The following is a 12,197-nucleotide window of genomic DNA, read 5'->3' on the forward strand; positions in this document are numbered from 1 at the left end:
TTAACTCCTGTTCTGCTTTATCTGAGCCACAGCCAGCTCATCACAACGATTATTATAAGGATTGTCAGAATGACCCTTTACCTTAACCCATTTTATATCATGAATCCTTGATTGTTCCAATAATTTCTGCCACAAATCAGGATTACTAACAGCCTGTCCTGCCGAATTACGCCAGCCATTACGCTGCCAGTTATCCAGCCACTTTTGATTAAAAGCCGAAACAAGATAGTTACTGTCACTGTAAAGAACTACATTGCAAGGTTGTTTTAGCTTTTGAAGAGCTTTTATTGCTGCTGTTAACTCCATTCGATTATTAGTTGTATCTGGTTCATAGCCACTTATTTCTTTTTCTGCACCATTTGCCATCAGGACAGCAGCCCAGCCGCCGGGACCTGGATTGCCTGAACATGCACCATCCGTATAAATTGACACTTCCGGTCTGTTTTTCATTATTATAAATATCCTCTCAGAGTAATTTTAATTGCCAAGCTCCTTTGATCTTTCAGCAGAAGCCTTTACAGCCTCTATAAAAGCTGATCTGACTTTATTATTTTCCAATACGGAAACAGCCTCTATTGTAGTCCCGGCAGGAGAGCAAACCTGATCTTTAAGCAGCCCTGGATGGTTTTTTGTTTCCAGAACAAGTTTAGCCGATCCCAGCATAGTCATGGCAGCCATTTGAATCGCAAGATCTCTTGGCAGACCCTGACGCACACCTCCGTCTGCCATTGCCTCCATAACCAGCATCATATAAGCCGGACCGCTGCCAGATAAACCGGTAACCGCATCCATTAATTTTTCCGGTATTTCAAAGGCCAATCCACAAGCGTTAAAAAGTTCCATAACCCATGTTTTCTGCTCTTTTGAAACATTATCGCCAAAAGTCAGGGCACTAACAGCACTTGAAACCAAAGCCGGTGTATTAGGCATAACTCTCACAAGTGCTTGATCATAAAAGCCCATTTCATACATCTGTTCCAAAGAAATACCGGCAGCAATAGAGATCACAAGTGCTTTTTTACTCATTTTACGAGAAATAAAAGCAGCAGCCTCAGCCATTATCTGAGGTTTAACAGCAAGCAGAACAGCATCATAACCTGATATTTCATCAATTCTTTCAACTGTCAGGGTATCACAACCTATTTCTTCGGCAAAAACCTCAGCCTTGCCCTGATCCACATCGTATACAGCAATATTTTTTATATTCTCAAAATTTCCGGCAAAAGCACGCACCAGTGCCTGTCCCATCTGCCCAGAACCAATAATAGCCAGCTTCATTTATGTGCCACCAACCTTCCTAAAACAATATCAATATAAATCCTACCATATTCGGAGCTTAACCGACATATATGAAATCAATCCTATCATATTATATACGAACTATTTTATTAATCCATTATTTTGAAAGTTATCTTATCATTCATTGACATGACGCCAATATTTTCGAAAAGCTAAAGGAGTCATTTGTTCACATTTTTTAAAAATAGTAATAAAGTAACTTGCCGGAATATATCCCACAGATTCTCCGATCTCTTCAACAGATAAATCACTTATAAGAAGCAATTCCTTGGCTTTACTGATTCTAATTTGCTGTAAATATGCCATGGGAGTCAAACCAGTCTGTTTGCGAAATAATTTTATCAAATAGTATTTATCTATATTACAAAAATCTGCCAGCTGCACAAGGTTAATTTTCATTGCCAGATTACATTCCATATATTTAATCGCCTGCAAAACAGCAAAATGATAACCTTCACCATATTTTGCCTGATTCATATCAAGCAAAACAGCTTCAGTTGCAAGCTCTAATAATAATTTAGAAACTATCAGCTCTTGTCTGAGACCGCGATCCTCCTGTAAAATCATCAACTCATCAAAAATATCCGCAATTTTGCTGGAAGGGTCAACTATTCTGACAGGGTTATAATCAAGCTGATCCTGATAAAGTGAAAGATACGACCTTATACCAGGCCCGTTAAAATGAACCCAATCGAAATCCCAACCATCATCACTGTCAGTCATATAAACATGTGGCATTATGCAATCTATCCACAAAAACTCATCTCTTTGGACACTATAGCTCTGATTATTAATATTCAGCTTTCCTTTGCCTGCCCTCGTATATATCATAAGAACAGAATCAAGGTCTTTTCTCTCCGTCAGATAGCCTGGCAAAGTTCGGAATCTACCTATTTCCTGAATATAAAAAAGGTTCTGTCTTGCCCAGCTTCCAGGAGTTGGACTTAAACGAACCGAATCACTGCGCCAATTAAGAGATGCTCTTATAAATTGAAGCAAATCTTCCATATCCCCCTCCTCAGCCATACTTAAAATTTAATTACCGGAAAAATTATTATTCTCTCCACTGTGGCCTTTGCAAACAAATTCTATCTTCCATTATACTATTATTTTTTAACTTCATGATCATTCCTATTATAGAAAAACAAGCTTGCGAGCAAAACAAGAGGCTGCCATATTAGTGTTAAAATAACAACTAATATACAGCCAATTGCCACTGCTACAAGAAAAAACCTGTCAAAATTCTTAATGCACTTCAACCTTCATAAGCCCTGTCAAAGCTTCAATTATAGATTTTAAGGAAAGAGCACCATTGTCAAAAATAATCTCCTGCTCATAACCTTCAATATCTCTAATCTGCATCACTATACGTTTATTTAAAATTTTACTCTTTGCAGTTACAGAGAGAATATCCTGCGGAGCAAGTCTTAAAAACAAACCATTTTCACTTTCCCGAAATAATCTTGATTCTTTTTCCATAGATCCAAGAATCACATTTGTAGGCTGAAAGTAAACCGCTGAATCTGTTACAGTAAGTTTCCCTACCAGTCTGATAGTTTTTGTTAAAAAATTAATTGTCCATTTGCCAACAATTTTTTCTTCTCCAAACACTTCCTGCTCACCTGACCTTTCAACTTAACCTTGTATATTCGCTTTTGGTATAAAATATTTCAATTCCAATTGTTGAGGCATCTATAACACGTACATCTGTTTCAAAAGATATTAAATCATTGTCAAAAACAGCCGACAATTTATTGCCATCTGTTTCCCATACGCCGGTATTAATCTGATCTATTTTCCAGTTTCCGGTTTTCCATGTTTCGATTGTGTCATCAGAATCAGGCTTGGCATAATAATAATCAATTTTTCCATCTTCATAGAATTCAAGAACAAGTCTTTCAACCATAACATTTGATTCAGGCCCCATCCAGACTCCAAGTAAAAACTCTTCAAGAGGTGCATTTGTATCTATAGTTTCTGTATTTTCAACAACTTCTGCTGTCTCACTTATATCAGTCTTTTCAGTAGTTGATTCAGCGGGTATATCAGATTCAAAAAGACTAAGCCTTAAAACAGTATGAAAAATAACATCGGCTGTACGATCATAAATATTGCCACTGCCCACAAGTGTCCATAAATCTTCATCATTAATATATTCAAAAGTACCTTCCCATTCAAAAGGGTCACCCCAAAGTTCACCGTATAATGCCAGACGGTCGTACTCCGCTGCCGCTCCAAGTTCAGGATGATTTTCATCTTCGATCATCAAAACACCGGTACCGGTATTATCGGCAGACAAAGACAGACGCAAAACACAGTCAAAAATAACATTTTCAAGATCTTTAAACTCTTCTGCATCGTCTCCAATAACCTCTGCTATAAGCATCGTACCAGCCCAATCACCAGAAAAATCTCTTGTATTGCTATTTAATGGTGTTGTCACCTCTTCTGAATAAACAACTTTAGCTTCTGAATCCGGTTTTGAAGTACTTTTCTCGCTGGAAGACTCAATAGTTGTTTTACCAGCAAGCATTGCACATCCAGAAAACAAGGCCAGCACTAAAATAAAAGCAATAAAAGCATATATTTTTTTCGCCAAAATATTCATAACTATACTCCATTCTTATTTAAAGCGAATGCTGTTAAGCATACCCTGAAGATCGGCATTATTAGCATGATCTTCGCCTGCAATACCAATCTCAATTCTATTACCATTATCTACGGCAATATATTTGGTCTGTGATGTGCCTGCAGCCGTAAAAGTAGTAACATAGAAATCTGAACCAAATAGTTCAACTTCTTCAGGAGATGTGCCACTATATTGATCAGCAAATTTTTTTGCCTCTTCCAGAGCATCCTGAGTTGATGGACGCACCCAAACTTCAATCACATTTGTACCTTGGTATGCCTGAACTCCTCCACTGATATCCATTTTGTTATAGCCTTTTACTACAGTCATAGTAAAGTGATCAGCCACAAAATCTTCTCCGCTTATTTTCTCATTTTTGCCGTTCTGATCAGAATCAACGTCTGATTTTTGTCCAGAATCGCAACCACCTATAAATGCCGCAGCAATTATTGTCACCATAATAAAAATAAAAATCTGCCAAAAACCTTTTTTTCTCAGAAACATCTTTACTTTCCTCCTTTGGTTTGATTATGCTTCTGATCCTAAAAATAAACTATCCAACCAGGTCTTATTTTTCTCTTCAAAAACAGTTTTTTAAACCCAAAACAGATATCACACTTTTAGGCAAAAGGATGATATTTGATAACTTATACCAATATCCTTATATTTTTCAGCAATATATCAAATTATATCTATAACTAAAACTTCTAAAATATAGATATACAGTCTGTATGTTAAATAACGATATTTTTAAATTATAGGAGGTATATGAAATGCTTATATCAAAAATCAAGCCAGAAAGAAAAGCAAAAATAGGGCTATACTCTGGTGGATTAAAAGCCTATTGGTCACAATTTCCAGGATTGCATGACAGATTAGTTGAATATGGTACATTCATCGAAAATAAATTATCCAATTGGTCGGAAGTAAGTAACTTCGGTCTTGTTGATTGTGAAGAAGCGGGCAGAGCAGCCGGTGAATATTTCAAAAAAGAGGATGTAGACCTGATTTTTTGTCATAGTGCAACATATGTCACCAGCGATAGCGTCCTTCCCATTCATCAGATTTGCAAAGCACCGGTAGTTGTTTTAAATCTGCAGCCAGCAGTTAAAATTAATTATGAAAAAACAAGCACCGGTGAATGGCTGGCTCATTGCGGAGCCTGTCCTGTACCTGAAATATCAAATGCATTTAATCGTGCAGGTATCACTTTCCGTATAATCAGCGGCATGCTTGGTTTAGATAAAACCCCTCAAATATCAATGACTGATGAATGTACAGCAGATCGCCCCGAAGCCAAAAGAGCATGGAAAGAAATAGAAGAATATGTTAAGGCGGCAAGTGTAAAAAGAACACTTCAATACAGTCGTTTTGGATTTTTGGGAAATTATTACAGCGGTATGCTTGATATGTACAGTGATTTCACACAACTGCAGGCAGCAACAGGAATACATACTCAAATACTGGAAATGTGCGATTTAAACGAACAGCTTAACCTTGTAACAGAAAAAGAAATTTTATCAAAAAAATCTGAAACAGAAAAAATGTTCCAGATCAGCGGTGATTCAACAGCTGATCCACTAGCCAGAAAACCAACAGAAGAACAACTGGACTGGTCATGCAAAGTAGCAGCAGCTCAGGAAAGGCTGGTAAAAAAATTCGATCTTGATGCCCTTACATATTATTATCACGGAGCGCCAGGCAACGAATATGAAAAACTGCAATCTGGTTTTATTGTAGGACATTCGCTATTAACAGCCAAAGGAATACCCTGTGCAGGAGAAGCAGATATCAAAACCAATATTGCGATGAAAATTTGTGATATTTTAGAAACAGGAGGCAGTTATTGCGAAATAGTAGTCCCTGATTATCAAGATGGAACTATCCTGTTAGGTCATGATGGTCCTTTTCATATCAAAATAGCCCAAGGAAAACCCATCCTGCGTGGAATGGGGTTGTATCATGGAAAACAAGGCAGTGGTGTATCTGTAGAAGCAAAAGTAAAAACAGGTGCAATAACTTTGCTGGGACTGACACAATTAGCCAATGGAGAATTAAAGCTTATAATCAGTGAAGGAATGTCTACAGATGGTCAGATCATGCAAATCGGCAATACCCAGACTCCAGTCAAATTCGACCTGGACATAGATTCTTACATGGAACGCTGGTTTGCTGAATCTCCTACTCATCATTTCGCAATGGCGGTAGGACACCATGCTTCCTTGTTCAAGAAAACTGCCGATCTGTTAAATATAAAAAGTGTAATAATATAAAATCTACCATTGTAAAAAGGGGCTGTCTCAAAACTGTTTGAAAGAACGTGAGAGACAGCCCCTTCGGCTAATAAAGCTATTAAAAGCAAAAGCCGGTTAATTTACGATTTTAGAACTAAAGATTTGAATTTTTCTTAATAAATATCTTTCCATTCGCCGATATTGTCTAGATCAAATTTGAATGGTTCACCAAGCAATACTTCGGTTCCGCCATCACCTGATGTAGCATCAACAACTTCTTTTTTGCCAAGACGTCCAGCCTCAAAAGAATCACCGACAGCACCTGTAGATGTTTCATCAACCATTGCTTTTAAAGTCATACCGGCAAGGTAACCAACATCAATTGGATTCCAGAGGAACATATAAGGACATGCTCCGCCTTCTACCATATATTCTGCCATTTCTGAAGGAAGACCAAGACCTGTAACAGCAATCTGATCTGTCAGACCTTCGTCTGTGATAACTTTTGCAGCAGCGGCAATACCAACTGTTGTAGGTGCAACAATGCATTTCAGATCAGGATATGTCTGCAATAAAGCTTCTGTTTCAGAAACACTCTTATCACGCAGATCATCACCATAAGCAACTTTTACCAGTTCCAGATCAGCATATTTCGGATCTTCCATTGTCTTTTTCATGTTTTCGATCCATGTATTCTGATTTGAAGCAGTTGAGGTAGCAGACAAGATAGCAAATTGTCCAGAACCACCTGTCAGATCATATGCAGCTTCTACCAGTGCAACACCGATAGCTACAGGGTCAGCCTGATTAACATGTGTTAAACGGCTTTCAGGATTAACTGCTGAGTCAAGCGAAATAACTTTAACGCCTTTTTTTGTTGCTTCAGTCAAAGCTGGTTGTAAAGCATCATAGTCATTACCTGCAATCGCGATACCGGCAACACCCTGGTTGACGAGCTCGTTGATCATTGCGATCTGATCTTCAGCTGAAGGATTAGCAGGAGCTTTTAATACAGGATTGCCGTCAAAAGATTTGACTGCTTCTTCAAAGCCTTCTGCCTGCTTCTCGTTATAAGGATTTCCTGTGTTTTTAACGATCAGTGCATAATCATTAGATGCCTCATCTTTGCCACCACAGGCTGCCAGCACACTAAGTGCCATTACCATGACCAATACGATTGCCATAATGCGTTTGAAATTTTTCATGGATTCTTTCCTCCTTTTTTTTTGCGGTTATCCGCGCACTTTATTACAAGGCTTCTTTGCCTAGTAAACACAATAGGGAATGTTGAATTTTCCTAGCATAAATTTTTGTCTTCTGATTTAATTTTAAAAACTCTTCTTATTTACGTTCTGCCAAGAGTTTTTCATGAAGCAGTTTTTGTCTTCTACGTTCTTTTACTTTAGCTGCTATATTTGGAGTCATAACCGAAATTACCAGCAGCATACCAATAATTATCATCAGAACCTGAGCACTTATATTTACCAGACCCAGACCATATTTAAGAAGTCCGATTATGAAAATAGAAATTATTGCTCCGCTTATACGGCCTTTACCACCACTTGTACTAATACCACCAAGCACAACCATAGAGATTATATCCAGCTCATATCCAAGAGCAACATTAGGTCTGGTAGATGACATTCTGGAAGTTAGGAAAACCGCTGTTATACCTGACATAGTTCCAGCCAGCGTATAAATCATAAGTCGCATTTTTTCCACTTTTATACCTGAAAAACGACTTGCTTCCCTATTATTACCAATAGCATATATTCTGCGTCCAAATTTTGTCTTATTAAGTACATAAGTAAAAATCACCGCGAAAACAGCAAAACAGATAAGAATAAACGGTACAGGACCAATACTGCCCCAACCAAAATACTGAAACCATGTAGGGAAACTGCCGGCAGCCTGATCTTCCAGTATTACATATGCCAGACCTCGGTACATAGTTTGCGTGGCAAGAGTCACAATCATTGGTGAGAGCTCTTTGAATCTGGTAAGCACAAATCCGTTTATAAAACCACAAATCGTTGCTGTTCCTATACCAATCAGGATAGCAACTACCATTGGCACTCCCGCTCCGGCATTATAAGAAACCCCTATCATTACCGAAGATAAAGCAACAGTTGCAGCAACAGAAATATCAATTTCTCCAATCAGGATAATCATAGCCATCGGGAAAACGACAAAGGTTTTATCCATAAAATCCCTGGTGGCACCTAATACACCATTCAAACTATAATAAGGAGAAATAATAGCGTTAAAAATATTTACTATTATAAAAATTAAAAACAAGATCGCTTCCCAGCGCATAAAATATTTTTTTATAAAATCCATTTTATCATTGCCCGCAGCAGGAAGCTTAACAGTTTTATTATTCATCAAATATGCCTCCTTTGCAGATTTCTCTTATCAACAGTCCGTTTTACCAATACATTAACAATGATTGCGAACATAATTATGAAACCATATATTGCATCCTGCCAGAACGGAGAAACTCTAAGCAAAGGCAAAGCATTGCGTAAAATACCTAGCAAAAGAGTGCCAAGAGCAACACCAGGAACCTTGCCTGAACCACCCTGGATGGAAACACCACCAAGCACACAAGCTGCAATAACATTCATTTCGAAACCCTGAGCAGTATCTCCTTGTGCAGAAGCAAATCTTGAAACCCACAATATACCACTAAGGCCTGATATACCGCCCATAATCGTATAAACCAGAATTTGAATATTGTCGACATTGGTACCACTGATCTTTGATGCCTCGTAGTTGCTGCCAACAGCATATATTCTGCGTCCCGTCCTGGTCCAGTTCAAAAAGAAATATCCACTTAGGAATATAATAATTGCTATCCAGATAAGACTGTTGATACCCAGAAATCTGTAAAAAGCAATAGCCTTAAAAGAATCACTCATTTGATGAGCACTTACCCAGGCACCTCCTGCAATGATGAAAGTCAAACCTCGATAAACGTTCATCATACCCAAGGTTGCAATCAGCGGCAGGACTCCACCTTTACCAACAAGCAAGCCATTTATGAAGCCTGCAGCCAAACCTACTGAAATACCAATAGCTACAGCAATAATTGCAGAAGAATCAGGATTGTTTCTGACAAAAAGACCTGCAGACATTCCTGACAAAGCCAAAGTAGCACCTATTGAAAGATCAATACCACCTGTAATAATGACCATCATCATCCCTACAGCCAGAATACCCATGATACAGGCATTTATTATCATATTATTCAAATTGGAAACAGTAAGAAACTGAGAATTTCTAAACTGAATAAAAATCGAAAGAAGAATTATAAATAATACCAGACCCAGATCCCTCAGACGACTTATATTGAGGGTACGCACCATTTCCTTATCTTTTTTAACCACGGTGTTCACCTCACATTTCCACTTTTTTCTTAGTCACAGCAGCCTCAAGCAACTGTTCCTGAGTCGTATTTGCGTCTGTAATCAAAGTGATTCGTCCTTCATGCATTACTATTACTCGATCACTCATACCGAGAACCTCAGGCATTTCAGAAGAAACCATCAAAATACCATAACCATCTTTCGCCAATTCTCTCATAATCTGATAAATCTGATATTTAGCACCAACATCGACACCTTTTGTTGGTTCATCCATAATGATAAGTTTAAGATCAACAGCCAAAAGCTTAGCTACAATGATTTTTTGCTGATTACCACCTGACAAAGAACTAGCCAGATCTTTTACACCCTGACACTTTATATTTACTAATTTAGAAAGACGTTCAGCAACTTCATTTTCTTTTTGCTCATCAACCGAAAGCTTTTTACCATACATATCAAGATTAGCAAGTGTAATATTCTTCTCGATACTCCAATTAAGTATAAGACCTTGTTTCTGACGATCTTCTGGCAAATAACCAATACCATACTGCATTGCACTTAGCGGATCAGTTATTTTCATTTTTTCACCAGAAAGGAAAATCTCGCCACTATCATAATTATCTATACCGAAAATAGCCTGACAAACTTCACTTCTTCCAGCACCAACAAGGCCCGTAAGAGTTACTATCTCACCTTTTTTAACATCAAAGGAAATATCGGCAAAAAAGCCTGTCCTCGAAAGATCTTTTGCTTCAAAAATGACTTCAGCCTGCGGTTTGGAAATTGCAGGAGGATACATTTCTGATAATTCACGTCCAACCATGGCATTAATCAGCTTCGAATTTGATATTTCGCTAACCGGCCAGTCACCTATATATTTTGCATCCCTAAAAACAGTAACATGGCTTGCCAGACGGTATAAATCCTCAAATCTGTGAGAGATAAATATTATAGATTTACCCTCATCCCTGAGTTGCTCTGTAATTCTGTACAATTCTTCACATTCTCTATTAGTAAGAGCTGCAGTAGGCTCATCCATAATAATAATATTAGCATTAGTTGAAAGAGCTTTTGCAATCTCTATAATCTGCTGCTGTGCAACACTAAGAGCACCCATCATCATACGCGGATCAATCTCTGAACCAAGCTGCTTCAAAAGATTTTCAGCCTTGCTATGCATTTTTTTCCATTTAAGGATACCTGCTTTACTTAAATCTTCATGTCCCATGAAGATATTTTCCGTTACAGTCAAGTCAGGAAAACATGTAACATGCTGATATATAGCAGCTATACCCATAGCTATAGCCTCTTTTGGATTTCTAATATCAACTTTTTCACCATGCAGAAATATCTCTCCCTCATCTGCCTGATGAACACCTGTTATTACTTTAATAAAAGTCGATTTACCAGCTCCGTTTTCACCCATCAAGCCGTGTATCTGACCTGGTTTAAGCTGAAAATGAACTCTATCAAGTGCTTTTACACCTGGAAAAGTCTTTGTTATACCTTTCAGCTCTAAAACAAATTCTTCCACTTACTTCCCCCCTCTTTATTGTTCAGTCCCTGTCGCCAGATCTTCCCTGGCTAACAAGCTTACTTTTACATATATTTCACGATTGGTCTCATCGTCAAAACTGATTTCTTTACCTTCAAGAATCCTATCAGCAAGCATTGCTGTAATTCTTCCCATTTCTCCAGGATTCTGCATAACTGTTGCCTGCATCAGCCCTGCCTGTATAGCATCAATTGCTATCTGATCACCATTAAACCCGACTACTAGAATGTCATCTCTTCCCATTTCAGCAAGTGCATTCGCTGCTCCCACAGCCATAGGATCATTTTCTGCGAATACAGCTTCTATGTTCGGGTATTCTTCGATTATCTCTTTCATCTTTATATAACCGTCTTCCTGTCTGGAAAAAGCTGTCTTTTCGCTTACAACATTAAATCCTCTTGTTTCAATTGTATTTCTATAAGCCATGCCACGTCTTGCGGCATATATTGCAGTTGGTTCACAAGCAAGTATTGCAACCTCTCTGCTGCCATTGCTATCTTTTAGGAAAGAAGCAGTATAATCAGCTGCAAGCTGCCCGCCCTGCCAGTTATCTGAAACAACAATCACATCATAATTGGAATTGCCACCACCTATATCATTAACTATTACAGGAATACCTTTTTCATGTGCCTGCTCAACCAAAGGTGCCAGCACATCAGGATTGATAGGGGAAACAATTATGGCATCTGCCTCTCTTCTTATTAATTCCTTAAAAGTTGCAATTTGTTTTGTTTCATCGCTTTCTTGATCAAAAGCAATATACTCATAACCTAATTTATCTACTTCATGCCTGATGCCAACTTCCATAGAAGAAAAGAAATCAAGAGAAAGATTATATCCCGTAAAGCCAATAACACCTTTCATATCTTCCTGTGTACTATTTTTTTGACAAGACATCAAAGCCACTAAACTGCTTAAAAGCAAAATAATTATTACGAACCAGACAAAATTTTTGTTTTGAGTAAAAAATTTTTTCATTTATATTTTTCGCATCTTCTTTCTAATTTTGCTAACTGACCTAAAACAATTTCCAGCTTTTTTCGAAAACAATCTCTAAAAACCATTTTGAAATTCGTTTTCCCTATGTATACAGTGTAGCCGAATTTCAAAAG

12 protein-coding genes are annotated in these 12,197 nt (G+C 37.9%); 1 reads left to right on the forward strand and 11 read right to left on the reverse strand.

All coding sequences use genetic code 11. From position 1 onward, the window contains the following. The 6 genes from rnhA to AC0KSB_RS05595 form a co-directional block, all read right to left on the reverse strand. Positions 1-450, reverse strand: coding sequence for a ribonuclease HI (gene rnhA / locus AC0KSB_RS05570; RefSeq protein WP_472307228.1), 450 nt, complete (start codon positions 448-450; stop codon positions 1-3). A gap of 27 nt (positions 451-477) precedes the next feature. Beyond that, positions 478-1,278 (reverse strand): pyrroline-5-carboxylate reductase, encoded by an 801-nt coding sequence (proC, locus tag AC0KSB_RS05575; protein WP_472307229.1) that lies wholly within the window; start codon positions 1,276-1,278, stop codon positions 478-480. 138 nt (positions 1,279-1,416) lie between these two features. Further along, a complete protein-coding gene (locus tag AC0KSB_RS05580) occupies positions 1,417-2,307 on the reverse strand; it encodes a helix-turn-helix domain-containing protein (protein ID WP_472307230.1) in 891 nt (296 codons plus the stop codon). A 237-nt stretch (positions 2,308-2,544) separates the two neighbouring features. Then, entirely contained in the window at positions 2,545-2,910 is a 366-nt protein-coding gene (locus tag AC0KSB_RS05585; RefSeq protein ID WP_472307231.1) for a hypothetical protein, read from the reverse strand. Between the two features lie 19 nt (positions 2,911-2,929). Next, positions 2,930-3,907, reverse strand: coding sequence for a hypothetical protein (locus AC0KSB_RS05590; RefSeq protein ID WP_472307232.1), 978 nt, complete (start codon positions 3,905-3,907; stop codon positions 2,930-2,932). 15 nt (positions 3,908-3,922) lie between these two features. After that, positions 3,923-4,432 (reverse strand): hypothetical protein, encoded by a 510-nt coding sequence (locus AC0KSB_RS05595; RefSeq protein WP_472307233.1) that lies wholly within the window; start codon positions 4,430-4,432, stop codon positions 3,923-3,925. A gap of 269 nt (positions 4,433-4,701) precedes the next feature. On the opposite strand from AC0KSB_RS05595, the gene AC0KSB_RS05600 reads away from it, so the two are divergent. Next, entirely contained in the window at positions 4,702-6,201 is a 1,500-nt protein-coding gene (locus tag AC0KSB_RS05600; RefSeq protein ID WP_472307234.1) for an arabinose isomerase, read from the forward strand. 134 nt (positions 6,202-6,335) lie between these two features. Here the strand turns inward: AC0KSB_RS05600 and AC0KSB_RS05605 are convergent, their stop codons facing one another. From AC0KSB_RS05605 to AC0KSB_RS05625, 5 genes are all read right to left on the reverse strand, one after another. Beyond that, positions 6,336-7,367, reverse strand: coding sequence for a rhamnose ABC transporter substrate-binding protein (locus tag AC0KSB_RS05605; RefSeq protein WP_472307235.1), 1,032 nt, complete (start codon positions 7,365-7,367; stop codon positions 6,336-6,338). A 136-nt stretch (positions 7,368-7,503) separates the two neighbouring features. Beyond that, positions 7,504-8,547 (reverse strand): ABC transporter permease, encoded by a 1,044-nt coding sequence (locus AC0KSB_RS05610; protein ID WP_472307236.1) that lies wholly within the window; start codon positions 8,545-8,547, stop codon positions 7,504-7,506. Beyond that, the gene (locus tag AC0KSB_RS05615) at positions 8,547-9,551 is read right to left on the reverse strand and encodes an ABC transporter permease (RefSeq protein ID WP_472307237.1); all 1,005 of its coding nucleotides are present in this window, start codon (positions 9,549-9,551) and stop codon (positions 8,547-8,549) included. Before AC0KSB_RS05615 ends, AC0KSB_RS05610 begins: the two co-directional genes overlap by 1 nt. A gap of 10 nt (positions 9,552-9,561) precedes the next feature. After that, positions 9,562-11,064, reverse strand: coding sequence for a sugar ABC transporter ATP-binding protein (locus AC0KSB_RS05620; RefSeq protein ID WP_472307238.1), 1,503 nt, complete (start codon positions 11,062-11,064; stop codon positions 9,562-9,564). Positions 11,065-11,079: 15 nt separating this feature from the next. Then, positions 11,080-12,063 carry a substrate-binding domain-containing protein gene (locus AC0KSB_RS05625; RefSeq protein WP_472307239.1) on the reverse strand — a complete coding sequence of 328 codons (984 nt, stop codon included), beginning with the start codon at positions 12,061-12,063 and terminating at the stop codon, positions 11,080-11,082. Positions 12,064-12,197 lie beyond the last annotated feature (134 nt).

It is taken from the genome of Ercella succinigenes, from assembly GCF_900002895.1.

What these genes read in the sequence shown, in the direction of transcription:
- AC0KSB_RS05580 (WP_472307230.1), bottom strand. Translation starts at nt 2,307, where the DNA reads ATGGAAGATTTGCTTCAATTTATAAGAGCATCTCTTAATTGGCGCAGT.
- AC0KSB_RS05605 (WP_472307235.1), bottom strand. Translation starts at nt 7,367, where the DNA reads ATGAAAAATTTCAAACGCATTATGGCAATCGTATTGGTCATGGTAATG.
- AC0KSB_RS05590 (WP_472307232.1), bottom strand. Translation starts at nt 3,907, where the DNA reads ATGAATATTTTGGCGAAAAAAATATATGCTTTTATTGCTTTTATTTTA.
- rnhA (WP_472307228.1), bottom strand. Translation starts at nt 450, where the DNA reads ATGAAAAACAGACCGGAAGTGTCAATTTATACGGATGGTGCATGTTCA.
- AC0KSB_RS05600 (WP_472307234.1), top strand. Translation starts at nt 4,702, where the DNA reads ATGCTTATATCAAAAATCAAGCCAGAAAGAAAAGCAAAAATAGGGCTA.
- AC0KSB_RS05625 (WP_472307239.1), bottom strand. Translation starts at nt 12,063, where the DNA reads ATGAAAAAATTTTTTACTCAAAACAAAAATTTTGTCTGGTTCGTAATA.
- AC0KSB_RS05610 (WP_472307236.1), bottom strand. Translation starts at nt 8,547, where the DNA reads ATGAATAATAAAACTGTTAAGCTTCCTGCTGCGGGCAATGATAAAATG.
- AC0KSB_RS05595 (WP_472307233.1), bottom strand. Translation starts at nt 4,432, where the DNA reads ATGTTTCTGAGAAAAAAAGGTTTTTGGCAGATTTTTATTTTTATTATG.
- proC (WP_472307229.1), bottom strand. Translation starts at nt 1,278, where the DNA reads ATGAAGCTGGCTATTATTGGTTCTGGGCAGATGGGACAGGCACTGGTG.